Source organism: Blautia sp. AF32-4BH (assembly GCF_003460565.1).
In the GTDB taxonomy this organism is placed as follows: Bacteria; Bacillota; Clostridia; order Lachnospirales; family Lachnospiraceae; genus Fusicatenibacter; species Fusicatenibacter saccharivorans.
This window is the reverse complement of the sequence record NZ_QTVL01000002.1, coordinates 305,580-324,139: the sequence shown is the minus strand read 5'-3', so window position 1 is coordinate 324,139 and position 18,560 is coordinate 305,580. Positions and strand designations below refer to the sequence as shown.

12 protein-coding genes are annotated in these 18,560 nt (G+C 44.1%); 10 read left to right on the top strand and 2 right to left on the bottom strand.

Annotated features, from left to right (window positions below; genetic code table 11):
• Nucleotides 1–10 precede the first annotated feature (10 nt).
• From DWZ44_RS04295 to DWZ44_RS04255, 9 genes are all read left to right on the top strand, one after another.
• A complete protein-coding gene (locus DWZ44_RS04295) occupies nt 11–226 on the top strand; it encodes a Maff2 family mobile element protein (RefSeq protein WP_117804296.1) in 216 nt (71 codons plus the stop codon).
• A 24-nt stretch (nt 227–250) separates the two neighbouring features.
• Complete coding sequence (locus DWZ44_RS04290) at nt 251–1,123, top strand: VirB6/TrbL-like conjugal transfer protein, CD1112 family (RefSeq protein WP_117804295.1); 873 nt, start codon at nt 251–253, stop codon at nt 1,121–1,123.
• A gap of 45 nt (nt 1,124–1,168) precedes the next feature.
• A complete protein-coding gene (locus DWZ44_RS04285; RefSeq protein ID WP_117804294.1) occupies nt 1,169–1,579 on the top strand; it encodes a PrgI family protein in 411 nt (136 codons plus the stop codon).
• Nucleotides 1,533–4,133, top strand: a complete 2,601-nt coding sequence (locus DWZ44_RS04280; protein ID WP_117804293.1) for a VirB4-like conjugal transfer ATPase, CD1110 family — start codon at nt 1,533–1,535, stop codon at nt 4,131–4,133. The genes DWZ44_RS04285 and DWZ44_RS04280 overlap by 47 nt, the downstream gene beginning before the upstream one ends.
• Nucleotides 4,130–4,933 (top strand): class B sortase, encoded by an 804-nt coding sequence (gene srtB / locus DWZ44_RS04275; RefSeq protein ID WP_117804292.1) that lies wholly within the window; start codon nt 4,130–4,132, stop codon nt 4,931–4,933. Before DWZ44_RS04280 ends, srtB begins: the two co-directional genes overlap by 4 nt.
• The gene (locus DWZ44_RS04270; protein WP_117804291.1) at nt 4,914–7,361 is read left to right on the top strand and encodes a C40 family peptidase; all 2,448 of its coding nucleotides are present in this window, start codon (nt 4,914–4,916) and stop codon (nt 7,359–7,361) included. Before srtB ends, DWZ44_RS04270 begins: the two co-directional genes overlap by 20 nt.
• A 20-nt stretch (nt 7,362–7,381) precedes the next feature.
• On the top strand, nt 7,382–7,702 hold the full coding sequence (locus DWZ44_RS04265; RefSeq protein ID WP_158565825.1) for a DUF4315 family protein: 321 nt from the start codon (nt 7,382–7,384) through the stop codon (nt 7,700–7,702).
• Nucleotides 7,680–8,333 (top strand): CD1107 family mobile element protein, encoded by a 654-nt coding sequence (locus DWZ44_RS04260; protein ID WP_117804289.1) that lies wholly within the window; start codon nt 7,680–7,682, stop codon nt 8,331–8,333. Before DWZ44_RS04265 ends, DWZ44_RS04260 begins: the two co-directional genes overlap by 23 nt.
• 68 nt (nt 8,334–8,401) lie before the next feature.
• Nucleotides 8,402–10,486: a DNA topoisomerase 3 gene (locus DWZ44_RS04255; protein ID WP_117804288.1), complete on the top strand. Its 2,085-nt coding sequence runs from the start codon at nt 8,402–8,404 to the stop codon at nt 10,484–10,486.
• Nucleotides 10,487–10,524: 38 nt separating this feature from the next.
• Here DWZ44_RS04255 and DWZ44_RS04250 read toward each other — a convergent pair whose 3' ends face one another.
• Both DWZ44_RS04250 and DWZ44_RS04245 read right to left on the bottom strand, forming a co-directional pair.
• Complete coding sequence (locus tag DWZ44_RS04250; protein WP_117804287.1) at nt 10,525–10,857, bottom strand: type II toxin-antitoxin system RelE/ParE family toxin; 333 nt, start codon at nt 10,855–10,857, stop codon at nt 10,525–10,527.
• A complete protein-coding gene (locus tag DWZ44_RS04245; RefSeq protein ID WP_117804286.1) occupies nt 10,854–11,117 on the bottom strand; it encodes a type II toxin-antitoxin system prevent-host-death family antitoxin in 264 nt (87 codons plus the stop codon). The genes DWZ44_RS04250 and DWZ44_RS04245 overlap by 4 nt, the downstream gene beginning before the upstream one ends.
• A 97-nt stretch (nt 11,118–11,214) precedes the next feature.
• On the opposite strand from DWZ44_RS04245, the gene DWZ44_RS19085 reads away from it, so the two are divergent.
• A complete protein-coding gene (locus DWZ44_RS19085) occupies nt 11,215–18,387 on the top strand; it encodes an Eco57I restriction-modification methylase domain-containing protein (RefSeq protein ID WP_117804285.1) in 7,173 nt (2,390 codons plus the stop codon).
• The last annotated feature ends 173 nt before the right edge of the window (nt 18,388–18,560 follow it).

Here is an 18,560-nt window from a genome sequence, read left to right as displayed (position 1 = left end):
AGGTAACGATATGCAATTTTTTAGTTCAGCAATTACCATTCTGCAGACGCTTGTTGTGGCGATTGGTGCAGGTTTAGGTGTATGGGGTGTTATTAACTTGATGGAAGGTTACGGCAACGATAATCCGGGTGCAAAATCACAGGGAATCAAGCAGCTTATGAGTGGAGGCGGGGTTATCCTTATCGGAACTCAGTTGATTCCGCTGCTTTCCGGGCTATTCGGATAAATCTGAAAGGAAAGGAGTACATCCATGTTCGATAGTATTTTTGAAGCAATCGAGGAGTGGATGAGGGAATTACTGACTGGTATGGTACAGTCCAACCTGACCACCATGTTTACGGATGTAAATGATAAAACGGGACAGATAGCGGCTCAGGTTGGACAGACACCGCAGGGGTGGAACAGCAGCATTTTTAACATGATACAGGGGCTTTCAAATTCTGTGATCATTCCTATTGCCGGGATGATCATTACATTTGTCCTTTGTTATGAACTGATCTCCATGCTGACAGAACGCAACAATATGCACGAAATTGATACCTGGATGTTCTTCAAGTATTTTGTGAAAATGTGGATCGCTGTGTATCTGGTAAGCAATACGTTTACTATTACAATGGCTGTTTTTGACGTAGGGCAGTCGGTGGTCAACTCAGCCGCCGGGGTGATCAGCGGGGATACAGCCATTGACATCAGTGAAGCGATTGCGGATATAGAGACAACAATGGAAGCGATGGAGATTGGGGATCTTGTTGTGTTGGCACTGGAAACGCTGATTGTCAGTTTTGGTATGAAGATTATGTCTGTTGTGATTACGGTCATCATGTATGGGCGTATGATTGAAATTTACCTCTACACTTCCGTTGCACCAATCCCGTTTGCAACTATGTCCAATAAGGAATGGGGGCAGATCGGGTTAAATTATTTCCGGGGGCTGTTTGCACTTGCATTCCAGGCATTTCTGATGATGGTTTGTGTTGGAATTTATGCGGTACTGGTATCTGGTCTGCAAATGTCTGGTGACCTAAGCTCGGCACTTTTTGGGGTGGCAGCATATACAGTAATTTTATGTTTCAGCCTGATGAAAACAGGAAGCCTGAGTAAGAGTATTTTTAACAGCCATTAAAAAATGAATGGCAAAGGATAGTTGTATGGAAGGAAGTGATTGAAAATGGCTTATGTGCAGGTTCCAAAGGACTTGACAAAAGTAAAAAATAAAGTGGCGTTCAACCTTACAAAACGCCAGATTATCTGCATCCTGCTGGGGGCAGCACTGGGCATCCCTTTTTATTTTCTTACAAGAAACACACTTGGGACAAGCAATGCCGCCACAGGCATGGTGATTTTGATGCTCCCGGCATTTTTGTTTGCCATGTACGAAAAGGATGGGATGCACCTGGAACAGATCTTATCCAATATCATCCGGGTAAAAATTTTGCGGCCGTCAGTCCGCAGGTACGAAACCGTGAATCTATTTGAAGGGGGAATGCCGGACCATATGGAAGAAAACAGGAAAACGAAGGGAGGGACGAAGCATGACAAGACGGGAGAAGCATCTCCGAAAAAGAGAAAAAAGACTTAAAAAAGAAGAGAAACTCCGTAGAAAAGAGGATTTAAAGTGGGAGAAGATCAATAAGAAAGAGCAGAGAAAAAGGGAGAAACGTAAGGCAAAGGAAGAAGCAAAACAACTGAAACGGCAGAAAAAGAGAGGCGGAAGAAACTATCCCTTGGAACAGAAAAAGCCGGCAGGCAAAAAAACAGCGGGAAATACAAAATCCTCCCAAAAAAGGGAAAGAGAGAAGAGCCTGTCTGTCCAGAAAACTATTGCATATAAAGAAATGGGGAAGGATGGAATCTGCCGGGTTCAGGACAGGGTTTATTCCAAATGTATCCGTTTCTACGACTTGAATTATCAGTTGGCACAGAATGAGGATAAAAATGCAATCTTTGAGAATTGGTGTGACTTCCTTAATTATTTTGACAGCACAATCCATTTCCAGCTTTCTTTTATCAACCATAAAAGCAGTATGAAGGAATTTGAACAGGTGATCCGTATCCAGCCACAGAATGACCAGTTTGATGAAGTGCGTATGGAATATGCACAGATGTTAAAGAACCAGTTGGCAAAAGGGAATAATGGTCTGGTCAAGACGAAGTATATCACGTTTTCTATTGAAGCAGAGAATATCCGTGAAGCAAAGCCAAAGCTGGAGCGTATCGAAGCAGATATTCTGAATAACTTCAAGGTGCTTGGCGTGACTGCTTATCCTTTAAATGGAGAGGAACGGCTGCAAATTCTCTATGAAACCTTTAATCCGGAGAATAATGTACCGTTCCGGTTTGATTACAGCCAGCTCGTAAAAACTGGGCTTGGGACAAAGGACTTTATCGCACCTACCAGTTTTGTGTTTAAGGATGGAAAGACATTCCAGATGGGGAACACCATCGGGGCGGTATCTTATCTTCAGATCCTTGCACCGGAGCTGACTGATAAAATGCTTGCAGAATTTCTGGATATGGATAAAAACCTGATCGTTAATCTCCATGTGCAGTCTGTAGACCAGATGAAGGCAATCAAGCTGGTGAAAAGTAAGGTTACAGATATTAACCGTATGAAAATTGAAGAACAGAAAAAGGCAGTACGTTCCGGGTATGATATGGACATCATCCCCTCCGACCTCAATACCTATGGAGGGGAAGCAAAACGGCTGCTTGAAGATCTCCAGTCCAGAAATGAGCGTATGTTCCTTGTAACAGCGCTCTTTTTTAATACAGCGAAAACAAAGCAGGAGCTTGAAAATGCTGTATTTCAGACTGCGGGAATTGCACAGAAATTTAACTGCGTGTTAAGGAGGCTGGATTATCTGCAGGAGGAAGGGCTGATGAGCAGCCTTCCCCTTGGTGTGAACCATGTTCCGATCAAACGGGCACTCACGACAACTTCTACGGCAATCTTCGTTCCATTTACTACACAGGAGCTTTTTATGGCAGGGGAATCCCTGTATTATGGATTGAATGCACTCAGCAATAACATGATCATGGTGGACAGAAAGAAACTTAAAAATCCGAATGGACTGATCCTTGGTACGCCGGGTTCCGGAAAGTCATTTTCTGCAAAACGTGAGATTACAAATGCGTTCTTTGTTACGCAGGATGACATTATTATCGGAGATCCGGAGGGTGAGTATTATCCACTTGTCCATGCACTGGGAGGGCAGGTAATCCATATTTCTTCTACCAGTCACGATTACATCAACCCTATGGACATCAATATGGATTATTCGGATGATGATAACCCATTAGGGGTAAAAAGTGATTTTATCCTCTCCCTGTGCGAGCTGATCATGGGAAGCAGGAACGGGATCGAAGCAGAAGAAAAGTCTGTCATTGACCGTTGCCTGCCCATTGTCTATCAGAAATATTTTGAAAATCCGATTCCGGAAAATATGCCGGTATTGGGAGACTTGTACCGTTGTCTGCGTGAACAGGAAGAAGTGCAGGCACAGAGGATTGCGACTGCATTGGAGATTTACGTCAATGGTTCCTTAAAGGTATTTAACCATCAGACGAATGTGGAATTGAATAACCGGATTGTCTGTTTTGACATCAAGGATTTGGGCAAGCAGCTTAAAAAGCTGGGGATGCTCATTGTACAGGATCAGGTCTGGAACAGGGTAACGATCAACCGTTGTGCCCATAAGTCCACCAGATATTATATAGATGAGTTCCATTTGCTTCTGAAAGAAGAACAGACTGCAGCATATAGCGTGGAAATCTGGAAGCGCTTCAGAAAGTGGGGAGGTATCCCGACTGGGATCACGCAGAATATTAAAGACCTGCTGGCAAGCCGGGAAATTGAAAATATTTTTGAAAACAGTGACTTTATCTATATGCTCAATCAGGCTGCAGGGGACAGACAGATTCTTGCAAAACAGCTTAATATTTCCCCACATCAGCTTTCCTATGTGACAAACAGCGGAGAGGGCGAAGGCTTGATTTTTTATGGCAATGTAATCATTCCATTTATTGACCGTTTCGACAAGTCATTGAAGCTGTACAGCTATATGACAACCAGACCGTCTGACCTTGAAAAGCAGGAGAAAACAGAAGAAGTCAAAGCGGAGGATACAGAATGAAAAAGTGGCTGGCTGGTTTGCTTCTTTTTTCTTCCATTGTGCTGCTTACACTTAGTATTTATTCCCTGATGGGGATGTATATGGAAGAGAAAAAGGACAACCAGATTTATGAAACGATACGGAATATTTATGAAAAGCCGACAAGGACAGAGCCTTTTCAGGAAGAAAAGGGCAATCCTATAGAAGCGGTGGATGAAGGACTGCTTGCCCTGCACGGAGAAAATCCCGATTGTGTTGCGTGGCTTGCGGTAGAGGGAACGGTTATTGATTATCCGGTTATGTACCGCCCACAGGATAAGAACTACTATCTCAAGCGTGATTTTTATGGAGAATGGTCAGCAAATGGTTCCTTATTTGTAGCAGAGCATTGTGATCCGGATGCCTGTGACAATCTGATCATATATGGTCATCACATGAACAGTGGGAAAATGTTTGCGGCGTTGGAGGATTATAAATCAGAAACTTTCTATCAGGAACATAAATATATTTCCCTGAAAACACTTCATGGGAACGAGAAATATGAAATCATGGCGGCATTTTCTACATCGGTTTATACCGAAAGTGGCTTTGCCTACTATACATTTGCCGCAGCGGATGAAAAGCAGGAATATGATACTTTTGTTTCAGAATGTAAGGAACGTTCTCTTTATGAGACAGGCTGCCAGGCGGGGTATGGCGAGAAGCTTCTGACGTTATCAACCTGTGAGTATTCACAGAAAAATGGAAGGATGGTGGTTGTAGCGAAGCAGATCAACGACAGCAGGAGAGGGGGAAATACAGATGGCAGGGAAGGAATATAGAGCCAGGGAGAAAAAGGTTCAGAAAATGAGCAGGGATGGACTTATGGAAGAAAATCTGTCAGATGGGAGCCAGACATCAATCAGCCATAAGGCAGAAGCACCCCCGAAAATACGCTCCCCGGAGGAAAAATCGGATACCGGGGACGAAAAAGAAGTTTCCCCAAATAGAAAAAGGAGACTTTACAGAGAAAAGGAAACAAACGGACAGAAGCCAGAGGAACATGAAACGCAAAAACTGGATATGGAAAAAGAGTGCGAACCGCCTGAAAGGGCGGTTTCTTCTTTGCCCAAAATGAGACATAGAAAGCCTGTATCGGATCAAAAGATAAAGGAAAAGAAAGAATCCATAAGAGAAAGCTCCAGACGGATGGAACAGTTTCAGGAAACAGAAGAAATTTCTGATGATGAATATAAGGAGAAAAAGGAAGCGGTTATTCATAACCGGAAAAAACGTCTGGTTCAGGAATATGCAGGAAAGAAAGCGGCTTCTGATAAAGGAAAGAATTTTTCGGATGATGGAGAGGAAGCAAAAAAATTCCATGAACATCCAGGACAAGATGGGAAGAAAAAAGGCAGCCGTCTTTCCTTTGATGATGAAGATACAGGTTTTGTAAAAGGTGCAGGAACGGGGTTCGGAAAAAAAGCCGTCAGTGTGACTGCAATGGCGGCAAAGGCACAGCTCCGTGGAAAAATCAAAGAAGACGCTTCTGATAATGCAGCAATAGAGGGTGTGCTGGAAAGTGAACTTGCAGCGGAGCAGGCAGCAAAAGTGCTGAAAAATGTCCAGGAAAGGAGAAAAAAGCATTCGTCTTATGCAGGGCGTCTCAAGGAAAAACAGATGCCGGAGAGCAGACCGAAGACTCTTCATTTTGGAATGTCAGAGGGCGGAAAAGAAGCAGAAAGGATGTCCGGGAAAGCAGCACAGAGTGAAGCAAAGAAGAAAGCACAGATAAAACGATTCTGGCAGAAGCGGCGTATTACAGAAGCCTATGAAGCTGCAAAAGATGGAAAGAAGTCCGCACATACAGTAAAAGCAGTACAAAGTATGACAGTAAAGGCAAGACAGGTAGCGAAAGAGATTTTCCAAAGGAACAGCGGTCTGCTTGTGGGACTGGGTATTTTTGCTCTTCTATTTGCCCTGATGTCTACTTCTCTTGCAAGCTGCGGGGCAGGGATACAGGGATTTGGAACTACTTTTGTAGGGACAACTTATGCCAGCACGGATGCTGATATTTATGCAGTGGAAAATGCTTATGCGGAATTGGAAGCGGCATTGAATGAACAGATCAACAGCATGGAGAACCGCCATGAGGGACACGATGAATACCGTTACAATATTGATGAGATCAGCCATAACCCATATCATTTGATTTCCTATTTTACAGTGAAATATGGTGAATTTACCTATGCTCAGGTGGCAGAGGAGCTGCAGGAGATATTTGAAGAACAATATTCCATCCGTACACAGTCGCACAGGGAAACTGTGACAGAAACAAGGACAGTGCGGGTGGGAGAATCCCTTGGAAATGTAGTGACCAGCGGCTATTGTAATTGTTCCATCTGCTGTGGTCAGTGGTCAGGCGGACCAACTGCAAGCGGTGTTTATCCTACAGCAAACCATACGATTGCAGTGGATGCATCCAATCCATTTGTACCTATGGGGACAAAAGTTGTGATGAATGGAGTGGAGTACACCGTAGAGGATACAGGAGCTTTCGATCAGTACGGTGTTCAGTTCGATGTTTATTATGGCAATCATGCAACGGCGTCTGCACATGGACACCAGACATGGGAAGCCTTTATTGCAGACGATAATGGAAACCGGGAGGTGGAAGTGACGCAGACACATGAAATTAACCGTATGGATGTTACCCTTACCAACCATGATCTGGATACAGTGCTGAGAAAACGTATGACAGATGCCGAAGAAGAGCGATATGACCTCTACAATCACACCTATGGAAACCGTTCTTATCTTTTTGATATTCAGTCCCTTCCATCTGGCGGAGGTGGCTTTGGTTATGAAATACCGCCGGAGGCATTATCGGATGAAAAATTTGCAAATATGATTCGTGAAGCAGAAAAATATCTCGGTTACCCGTATGTATGGGGAGGTGCATCACCGAGTACCAGTTTTGACTGTTCCGGTTTTGTAAGCTGGGTGATCAACAATTGCGGGAATGGATGGAATGTAGGGCGGCAGACTGCAGACGGACTGCGGGGGTGCTGTGCACAGGTTCCTTCCTCACAGGCAAAGCCCGGAGACTTGATCTTTTTCCAGGGTACATACAATACGCCGGGAGCGAGCCATGTGGGAATTTATGTAGGAAACGGCATGATGATCCATTGTGGCGATCCTATTAAATATACCAGTATTGAAACGTCTTACTGGCAACAGCATTTCATGGCGTTCGGACGTTTGCCATGATGGAAAGGAGAAAGGGTACAGTGAACAAAAAATTAAAACGCTATCTGGATGAAACAGAGAAAACAAAAGAAAAGATTGCACAGCTTCAGGAGCATCTGAGGAATGTGCAGGCAATGCAGAAACAGGATGAAGATATGGAGATCATCAAAAGTATCCGTGGGATGAAACTTCCGCCCAGGGAATTATTTGAACTGCTCTGCGGACTGCAGGAGGGTTCCTTTGTGATCGCAAAAGGGAAGGAGCCGGAGGATACATTGGCTCTGGATAAAGAGGATGAAGAAATGGTGCAGGAAGCATCAGAAAGTGAGGATTTAGGATATGAAATGGAAGAAAATTCGTAAGATACTGGTTCTTATGGCAGTAACGGCTGTGTGCCTGTTTGGGGCAAACGGAGTGACCGCATATGCGAATGTGGATGAAAATGCAGTCGCAGAGGCAGAAAAGCAGGCACAACAGACGGAAGCGCCGCCGGCAGAAGAGAAACCGGTTGTGGAAGAAGAGGAAGTTACACCAGAAGATGCTTTTTCTGTACCCGGAAATGGAGAAGTCGTAGACCATATCACAAAGGATTCCAGCAAAGAATTTTATACAATCCGTACAGCTAATAACAACACCTTTTATCTGGTGGTAGACAAGGCGCAGAACACGCAGAATGTCTATATGCTTTCTACGATTGATGAAAATGACCTGCAGGAATTTTTAGACGAATCTGAGAAAAAGGAACCAGAAACAGAGCCGAGTGTAGTGATTCCGGAAACAGAACAGCCGCCAGAGGAAAAGCCGAAGGAAGAAGAGCCGCAGAAGGATGGCAGTAAAAACATGATGGGTGTGATCGGTCTTGTGGCGCTCCTGGGACTTGGTGGTTTTTATTTTCTGAAGATACGTTCCAAAAAGGAAACAGAGGAAGCACCCAGTGAAAACCTTGAAATAGGGGATGGTCTGGAAACGGTCAATGAAGATGAGGATGAATAAGGATATGGAATGACAGGAAACGGGCAGTCCAATAAGGCTGCCCTTATTTTAGTGAAGGAGGATATGTTATGTATTTGGTAATTGGAGAAAAGCCGAGTGTTTCACAGGCTTTGGCAAAGGTGATCGGAGCTTATCAGAAGAAGGATGGATTCCTTTTGGGAAGAGACTGCATCGTAAGCTGGTGTGTCGGGCATCTTGCAGAATATGCACCGCCGGAAGTTTACGGGGAAACGTATAAAAAGTGGAGGTTTGAGGACCTTCCGATTCTGCCGGAAAATTGGAAAATTCTGGTATCACAAAGTACCAGGAAACAGTTCGAGGTATTAAAAATGCTTTTGAACCGGAAAGATCTGGAATATGTAGTAAATGCCTGTGATGCAGGAAGGGAAGGAGAACTGATCTTCCGGAGAGTCTATGAATTGTCAGGCAGTAAGCTTCCTGTCAAAAGGTTGTGGATCAGTTCTATGGAAGATGCTGCCATTTCAGAGGGCTTTGCTCATTTGAAAAACGGGACAGAATATCAAAATCTGGCAGAGGCGGCTGTCTGCCGTGCAAAAGCAGACTGGCTGGTAGGTATGAATGCAACCAGGGCTTTTACTACGACTTATGGCAAAACTTTCCGGGTTGGAAGAGTGCAGACGCCGACACTTGCCATGTTGGTGGAACGCCAGGAAAAGATCGAGCATTTTGTAAAGGAAACCTATTATAAGGTCAGGCTGATGGCTGGAGATATGATATTTGTTTCGGAAAGTATCAAAGACCGGACAGAAGCAGAACAGCTTGCTGCATTATGCAGTGGAAAATCCGCAGAGGTCATAGAGGTAAATCGTGAAAAAAAGAGAGGTTTGCCACCGAAATTATATGACCTGACAACGCTCCAAAGAGAAGCAAACCGTCTGTTTGGTTATACGGCAAAAGAAACACTGGACACACTGCAGGAATTGTACGAAGAAAAGCTGCTTACTTATCCGAGGACAGACAGCCGGTATGTGACCAGTGATATGGAGGAAACACTTCTGGAACTTGCAGGGGATATGATGGAAGAATTTCTTGATTTTTCCTTTTATGCGGATGTAAAGCGTGTGGTCAATCCGGCAAAAGTTACAGACCACCATGCGATACTGCCGACAAAGCAGGCAATGAAAGCAGAGTGGACAGGACTTTCGGAAAAGAAGAGGAGTCTTTTATATCTGACTTCCATGCAGGTGTTAAAAGCTGTGGCAGAAGATTTCCAGTATGAGCAGGCAGAAATTACGGTTACCTGTGCCGGACATGAGTTTTATGCAAAGGGAAAAAGAACAGAGCAGATGGGATATAAAGAGGTAGAAGCAGCTTTTCAGAAAAAAGTATCAGCAGGGGCAGAAAAAGAGGATGAAGAGGAAGAAGGAATATTCCCGGAATATCTGAAAAAAGGTCATGTGTTCCCGGAGATACAGGCAGCATGTAAGGAGTGCTTTACAGCACCGCCGAAGCCATTTTGTGAAGATACACTTCTTGCTGCAATGGAGACTGCTGGAAATAAAGAGTTTGAAAAAGAAACGGAGAAAAAAGGTCTGGGCACACCGGCAACCAGGGCTTCAATCATCGAAAAACTGGTATCTTCCCATTATGCTGTCCGAAAAGGAAAGCAGATTCTTCCTACTACGGAAGGGAGGGAACTGGTATCTATCCTGCCGGAACAACTGAAATCAGCAGCCATGACAGCACAGTGGGAAAATGAGCTGCTTGCGGTTGAAAGAGGAAAGGCAGACAGTGAAAGATTTATGGAGGGGATCATAAAGCTGCTGGAAGAAATTCTTGCGGATTGCAGGAGCATATCTTCAGAAGAACGCAGACAGTTTCAGGACAAAGAAGCAATCGGTATTTGCCCGGTATGCCAGAGTCCGGTTTATGAAGGAAAACATAATTTTTACTGTGACAGTCGGGATTGTTCCTTTGCACTTTGGAAAGAAAACCGTTTTCTTGCCGGAATGAGGAAAAACATGGATAAACGTATGGCAGCGGAACTTCTGAAAGAAGGCAGGGTATTTGTGAAAGATCTGTATTCTGTCAAAAAGGACAGATACTTTAATGCGTATCTGATTATGGGAACGAAGGATGGAAAGGCAGAGTTCAACCTGGAATTTCCCAAAGGAAAAAGTAAAAGGGAATAAAAATCTCCGCCGGTCAGGGCGGAGACATTTGTTTTGTCTTATTGTAATGGGAATCCTGTTTTGAGGATGGATGCCCAGTTACTTTTGGCATACAAAAAACGGACAACAGTTACCTGTTTCTCTATTTCTGAAATGCGGTAAAAAGCGAGATAGTTATTCACGATGGTAAAACGAATCCCCCAGGAAGAAAGGATGCGGTCATCGACCAATGGGAATTTCTGCGGAAACTGGGAAAGGGCATTGATCTTTTCCTCTGCAGTATCCAGCAGATGGTCAGCGGCTTCTGGATTTTTGAGTGTAAATTCAATATAATCGGCAGCACTTATCATATCCCGTTCTGCTGTCTGTGTGATGTGAATGTGATAATTCACCTTTTCCTGCGGCTCCTTATATCAGACATGGCTTCGGAAAACGGGCGGGTTTTACCTTCTGCAATATCGGTAAGACCTTCCTGGATAAGCCCGTATAACTCAAACTTACCGACCAGATTTTCATAGGCTTCGATGCTCATGACTGCAAGATCACCTTTTCCATTTTTGGTGATGAATACCGGTTCGGAATAATTATGACAAAATGTGGAAATTTCATTGTAGCTGTTCCGTAGATCAGCACTGGAACGAATGGTTGGCATATCCTGCACCTCCTTTTCTTTATAACAAAATTATAACTAAATTTCTTTATATAGTCAACGGGTGCAGGAGAAAAAACAAAAAGAAAGAAGGGAATATATGGCAAAAATAAATGATATAAGGGTTTTAGCAGAAGAAACCGCTTCGGATGTGGCAAGTTCTCCAAGAGACTGGATGGCGTATCTGGATACAGCGGCAAAATTGTACCGCTATCCTTTTGCAGATAATCTTTTGATCCACGCACAGCATCCACAGGCTACTGCCTGTGCGGAATTGGAAACATGGAATGAGAAAATGGGACGGTGGGTAAACCGTGGGGCGAAGGGGATAGCTCTGATTGACGATACTGGTCCGAGACAGAGACTCCGCTATGTATTTGATATAGAAGATACCCATATGGTAAGGGGAGGAAGGACACCATATCTATGGAAAATGGAAGAACGGTATGAAGGCAGACTGCTGGAATATCTCACCGACGCTTATGGGGTGGCAGGATATGATACAACAGGGCTTGGAGATGCCCTGCTTGCAGTAGCTTCTGAAATGACAGAGGAAAATCTGGAGGAAGCTATGGACGGACTTTTTTATGAGGTGAAAGGCAGTTTTCTGGAGGAGATGGATGCGGATTCTATCCGTGTGAATTTCCGAAACCTGATGGTGGACAGTCTTTTTTATACATTGGCAAGGCGGTGTGGTCTTGATCCGATGGACTATCTGGAAGCAGAGGATTTTGTAGGGATTACAGACTTTAATGATTTGCGGGTACTGGCATTCCTTGGAAATGCTGTCTGTGAGTCGGCAGAAACCGTGCTGAGGGATATAGGAAGGACAGTCAGAAAATTTTATCAGGAAGAATTGTCCCAACAGCTTGCTTTTTCGCAAAATCCTGTGTATAATAACAATAAGAAATTTAACACGTTAATTCGTGAAAGCGAAGAGAAAGGAGAACTAGAGAATGGAACTGACATATCATCGCAAAGGAGATTATCTGTTTCCGAACCTGACCATAGAGGAAGAACCGACGACCATCGGGAAATACGGGATGCTTCGGAGGACTTATCTGAAGGAACACAAGAAGAACTGGTATCAGAGTATGCTGCTGAGCGGGAAGCTGAACAGTCATCTGATGGAGATCGAGAAAACAGCACAGGAGAGGATGGAAGTCCTGATGGAAAATCTCCTGAAGACTTATCCGGCACCGGACAAAGAACTGGATCAGATGAGGTGGGCAGCCCACATGAACAATCTGACAGCGATGGCAGAAGAGAGCATCTTGAAGGAATTGGTGTACAGTTAATCGAAGAAACAACAGAACGGGATTTGAGTGAAGCAGAGGAAGAAATTGCCTCTGCTTTATCTTTGCCTGAACTGCCTACAGTAAAACAGCAGATACGATCTATCGAAGAACGGCAGGCAGCTCTATATGCCGGAGAAATTTCCGTTCCTTCTGATGTGGTGGATGAAGTTTTGAGAAAGGGCGGTAACAAAGATAGAAGCCATCTTCGTATGATTTATAATTTTATGATAGAACAGACACCGGAAGAATACACAGAATTTGTCCGGCGGGAATACGGTGAGGGCGGTATTGGCCTTGTGATAGGCGGGAAAGAATATTCTGTCTGGTATGATGAACTGGGGATGCAGATTGCAGTTGGACACACCATACACGACCAGATCTTGGATAAGGCTTTTTTATCATGGGAGGAAGTTTCCGGACGGATTCACCAGCTTTTACGCCAGGGTGAATATGCACCACAGTCTGTTTTGGAAGCTGCCAGGGCAAATGCAGTCAAAGAACATGCAGAGGTACTGGCGTATATGCAGCGTGATATGGCAGAAGGCGTATCAGAACTTGTGTTTGAAGATAACCAGATATTTTATGGCGGTTTTCCAGAGATGGTTGAGCGTATCGGAAATTTGTTGGAGCAGCCGGAATTTCTTACAGACCTTAATGAACGTTTGGAAGGACTTGCAGAAGCATATGAAATGGATAAAGAAATTATGCGTTTCCATTATTACCGTCCGGACAGAGTATCTGCACAATTTCAGAAATTTGCGAAAGAAGCGGTTCCCTATCAGGCAAGGGAAGGGTTTCAATGGCAGGAACATGAAATTTTTATCACGCAGGATGAAATAGATGCTTTCCTTTCCCGTGGCGGGACTTATTCGGATGGAAGGCTGACAACCTATGCCTTTTTTATTCAGGATAAATCAGAAAAAGAAAAGGCGGAGTTTATTAAGGAGCAATATGGGATTGGAGGACAGAGCCATGCACTCAGCGGTGCGGATCATTCCCATGCAGAATACAACGGAAAAGGGGTGAAACTGGAACGGGGGGATTATGGAAATCCAGATGTGAGCATTCTATTAAAGTGGCCTGCGGTTGCAAAACGTGTCCAGTATTTGATCGATCATGACAGCTATTTAAAAGTGGGGGATTATACAAGGATGCCCTCCTATGAACGGGAACGGATGGCAAACCGTGTGATCAGTTTTTATGCCCGCCTGCCAGAAGAGATAGAGCGTCCCTTTGAAGAAGATTTTTTTTATGAGAAGGCAAGAGAAGAACTTCCGGGGATATTGGAAGATCCAGATTCAGCAGAACAGCTTGTTGCAGGCATGGATGACGCACTTGCCGAGCTTCCGTTGGATTTTGATGGATATGAGAACCGTGTGCAGATTTTATCAGAAATTCATCAGTACATAGAAGGAACTTATACGATTTTTCCACAGAAGAAGCAGGAGATAGAAATAGAAGGAACCGGCAGGCAGATGAACTTGTTTGATTTTATGAAATCAGAACCGGAACCTGAAATAACGCCGAAAGTTCAACCAGAGATGCAACAAAAACTAAACGGAGAACAAGGGCTGGAAGAAGCAGATAGAACAGAGGATACCGATGCGGGATTTTATGAAAGCGTGGAGGAACAAATAGATGTACATGTTTTAGAGGCTATGGAAAAGGCAGGGACTTCCTTTGATGAGTTTTCTCCTGAGCAGATGGATGTAATCTATTCTTCGGCAGAAAATGGGATGGATATTACGCTGTTACTGAATCCGGAGTTTTCGCCGGCACAGATGCAGCTTATCGCAGATGTGATGGAACGCATATCAGCAAATGAACGCTACCGTTTTGAATCGGAAATTGAAAAATTGACTTCTGTAGTAATGACACCAGAGGAGATCAATGCACAAAGACAGGAAAGTCATCTTCCGTTGGAGGACTTTTCAGATGGTTCAGAAATCGTTCCGGGGGAAACGGAAGTAAAAGGGAATGCTGTAGAATGGAAGCCAGAAAAACAGGAAGGGAAAGCGGAACGGGTAAATTTCCGTATTACCGATGATGATCTCGGTGCAGGCGGTCCGAAAGCAAAATTTAAAGCAAATATGGAAGCAATCCATCTGTTGAAAAAATTGGAGGAAGAAAACCGACTTGCAACGCCCAAGGAACAGGAAGTGTTGTCAAGATATGTTGGCTGGGGAGGTATCCCTAACGCCTTTGATAAAGAAAATTCAGATTGGGCAGAAGAATACAGGGAATTATACGATACATTGACCAAAGAAGAATATGAGGCGGCAAGGGCATCTACGTTAAACGCTTTTTATACTTCCCCGACAGTCATTCATGCAATGTATGAAGCACTTGAAAATATGGGGCTGAAGAATGGGAATATCCTGGAACCCTCCTGTGGAGTGGGAAACTTTATGGGGCTTCTTCCGGAGAGCATGGCAGGCTCAAAGATGTATGGTGTGGAGCTGGACAGTATTTCAGGAAGAATGGCAAAGCAGTTATACCAGAAGAATGAAATCGCAGTCCAGGGGTTTGAGACGACGGAGTACCCAGAGAGTTTTTTTGACTGCGTGATCGGGAATGTGCCATTTGGTGCGTATAAAGTCACTGACCGGAAATATGACCGTTATAATTTCATGATCCACGATTATTTTCTGGCTAAATCCATCGACCTGGTGCGTCCGGGCGGAGTTGTTGCAGTCGTGACGTCAAGCGGGACTATGGATAAACAGAATCCGGCAGTCCGGGAATATCTTGCAAACAGGGCAGAGCTTCTAGGTGCGATCCGTTTGCCAAATAATGCGTTTATGAGAAATGCGAACACAGGAGTTGTTGCAGACATTCTGTTTTTTCAGAAACGTGACCGTATATCATTGGAAAAACCGGGGTGGGTGGAACTTGGAACGACACCGGAAGGTTATACGGTCAATTCTTATTTTGCAGAGCATCCGGAAATGGTGTTGGGAGAATTTGCAACAGAAAGTACCCAGTATGGAAAACAGGAGGTTACAGTAAAAGCTCTCCCTGACAGGAAGCTGAAAGACCAGTTGAAAGAGGCAGTCTGTCATATCCAGGGAAACATTGAGGAAAGGGAATTGGAAGATTCGGAACTGGAGGATGCGGCAGTTTCTGTCCCTGCTGATCCTAACGTAAAGAATTTCAGCTTTACAAATATAGAAGGAAAAGTCTATTACCGGGAAAATTCAAAAATGAATCTGGTGGAGCTGCCGAAAGTGACTGCAGAGCGTGTCCTTGGAATGATAGAGATTCGGAACATCACACAGAAATTGATTGAGCTGCAGATGGACGGAGAAGGGACAGAGAAAATCCAGAAGGCACAAGAAGAACTGAACAAAGCATATGACAGCTTTACCTCCCAGTATGGACTGATCAGCAGTAATGCCAACCGAAGGGCATTTAACCAGGACAGCAGCTATTGCCTTTTATCTTCTTTGGAGATATTGGATGAGAATGGGGAATTAAAACGAAAAGCAGATATATTTACCAAAAGGACGATCAAACGTGCGGAACCTGTTACCTCTGTAGATACTGCAAGTGAAGCACTGGCTGTATGTATCGGGGAGAGAGCAAAAGTTGATATTCCTTTTATGGCACAGCTTATGGATTCTTCAGAAGAAACAGTGATAGAAGAACTGGCAGGTGTAATCTTTAAAAATCCTTTAGATGGGAAATGGGAGACTTCGGATGAATACCTTTCCGGGAATGTCCGTGAAAAACTGCGGATGGCGGAAGCATCTGCAGAACATGATCCATCTTTCCAGATCAATGCAGAAGCATTGAGAAGGGTGCAGCCTAAAGAACTGGATGCGTCGGAGATAGAGGTTCGTCTGGGTGCTCCATGGATCAAGGCAGAATACATCAATCGGTTTATGGCTGAGATTTTCCATACGCCAGCATACCGGTTGGGAAAATCTATCAATGTCACTTATGCAAAGATCAATGGACAATGGAATATTTCGGGGAAAACACAGGATTTTGGAAATCCTTTGATTACGGCAACCTATGGAACCGGCAGGGCGAATGCGTATCGTTTATTGGAAGATGCCCTGAATCTGAAAGATACAAAAATCTATGATACGGTCATGGAGGATGGCGTAGAAAAACGTATCCTGAATAAAAAGGAGACTATGCTGGTTCAGCAGAAGCAGGAAATGATAAAATCAGCATTTAAAGACTGGATTTTTAAAGACATACGGCGCCGGGAGGATATTTGCAGGACATACAACGAACTGTTTAATAGCACCCGGCCCCGTGAATATGACGGAAGCCATATTCAGTTTGCCGGCATGACACCGGAGATTACCTTGATGCCCCACCAGAAAAATGCCATTGCTCACGTTCTTTATGGAGGGAATACCTTGCTCGCCCATTGTGTCGGGGCAGGGAAAACCTTTGAAATGATTGCTGCTGGTATGGAGAGTAAACGTCTGGGGCTTGCACAAAAAAATCTGTATGTTGTGCCAAACCATCTGACAGAACAGTGGGGCAATGATTTTTTAAGGCTTTATCCAGGGGCAAATATCCTTGTGGCAACGAAAAAGGATTTTGAGCCGGCAAACCGAAAAAAGTTCTGCTCCAGAATCGCAACCGGGGAATATGACGCAGTAATTATCGGGCACAGCCAGTTTGAAAAAATCCCTCTTTCAAAAGAACGGCAGATTGAGACAATCAACCGTCAGATCGCAGATATTACCTTTGCGATTGAAGATATGGCAAGGGAAGAGGGGACTCGGTTTACTGTTAAGCAGATGGAAAAAACGAAAAAAACGCTGCAGGAAAAATTGAAAAAACTAAATGACCAGACAAGAAAGGATGATGTTGTTACTTTTGAGCAGTTAGGTGTGGATCGTCTGTTTGTAGACGAGTCACATTACTATAAGAACCTTTTTTTATATACAAAAATGCGGAACGTGGCAGGTATTTCACAGACGGACGCACAGAAATCTTCGGATATGTTTATGAAATGCCAGTATTTGGATGAAATTACAGGAGGTAAGGGTGTGACGTTTGCAACAGGAACCCCGATCTCAAATAGTATGACGGAGTTATATACCATCATGCGTTACCTGCAGTATGATACGATCCAGAAGATGGGATTGGGACATTTTGATGCATGGGCAGCTTCTTTCGGGGAGACTGTTACGGCGATTGAATTATCTCCAGAGGGAACGGGCTACCGGGCAAAAACTCGGTTCGCCCGTTTTTATAATCTTCCGGAACTTATTTCACTATTTAAAGAAGCTGCAGATGTACAAACTGCGGATATGTTAAACCTTCCAGTGCCGGAAGCAGAATATATCAATGAAGTATTAAAACCCAGTGAAATTCAGAAGGAAATGGTAAGCAGCTTTGCAGACCGTGCAGAATTGGTAAGGGGCGGTGTGGTAGATGCAAAAGACGATAACATGCTGAAGATTACGAACGATGGAAGAAAATGTGCGTTGGATCAGCGACTGATCAACGATATGCTGCCGGATGAAGAGGATAGTAAGGTAAACCGCTGTGTAAAAAATGTATTTGACATATGGAAGGAGACTTCAGAGAGGAAGTTAACACAGCTTGTTTTCTGTGATCTTTCGACACCAAAAAATGATGGTTCTTTTAATGTATATGATGATGTCCGTGAGAAACTGGTGGAAAAAGGCATCCCACGGGAGGAGATACGGTTTATCCATGAAGCAGGGACAGAGGCACAAAAAGCAGAATTGTTTGCAAAGGTACGGGCAGGGGATGTGCGTGTACTTCTTGGTTCTACACCGAAGCTGGGTGCTGGTACAAATATACAGGACAGGCTCATTGCTCTTCATCATTTAGACTGCCCTTGGAAGCCATCTGATCTGGAACAGCAGGAAGGTCGTATTCTCCGCCAGGGAAACCAAAATGAGAAAGTTAAGATCTTCCGTTATGTCACGGAAAATACATTTGATTCATACATGTGGGTGCGACACGAAGTCGCTTAATTTAACTGTTTGGCGGTAATTCCGACCAAACCATCCATTCCGTTGGATGAAGCCAATATCCCCGGCTTTGCCAGTAATGGCATTGTTCGGAAGCGGATATAAATGGAACCCTATTTGGAGCAAATCCCGTGAGGGAGAAGCAAAACTGCCAGCTACAAGGCGGTTAGGGTGCA

Coding starts and splice junctions, on each gene's coding strand:
- DWZ44_RS04255 (WP_117804288.1), top strand. CDS start 8,402: ATGTATTTGGTAATTGGAGAAAAGCCGAGTGTTTCACAGGCTTTGGCA.
- DWZ44_RS04295 (WP_117804296.1), top strand. CDS start 11: ATGCAATTTTTTAGTTCAGCAATTACCATTCTGCAGACGCTTGTTGTG.
- DWZ44_RS04270 (WP_117804291.1), top strand. CDS start 4,914: ATGGCAGGGAAGGAATATAGAGCCAGGGAGAAAAAGGTTCAGAAAATG.
- DWZ44_RS04290 (WP_117804295.1), top strand. CDS start 251: ATGTTCGATAGTATTTTTGAAGCAATCGAGGAGTGGATGAGGGAATTA.
- DWZ44_RS04245 (WP_117804286.1), bottom strand. CDS start 11,117: ATGCCAACCATTCGTTCCAGTGCTGATCTACGGAACAGCTACAATGAA.
- DWZ44_RS04285 (WP_117804294.1), top strand. CDS start 1,169: ATGGCTTATGTGCAGGTTCCAAAGGACTTGACAAAAGTAAAAAATAAA.
- DWZ44_RS19085 (WP_117804285.1), top strand. CDS start 11,215: ATGGCAAAAATAAATGATATAAGGGTTTTAGCAGAAGAAACCGCTTCG.
- DWZ44_RS04280 (WP_117804293.1), top strand. CDS start 1,533: ATGACAAGACGGGAGAAGCATCTCCGAAAAAGAGAAAAAAGACTTAAA.
- DWZ44_RS04260 (WP_117804289.1), top strand. CDS start 7,680: ATGAAATGGAAGAAAATTCGTAAGATACTGGTTCTTATGGCAGTAACG.
- srtB (WP_117804292.1), top strand. CDS start 4,130: ATGAAAAAGTGGCTGGCTGGTTTGCTTCTTTTTTCTTCCATTGTGCTG.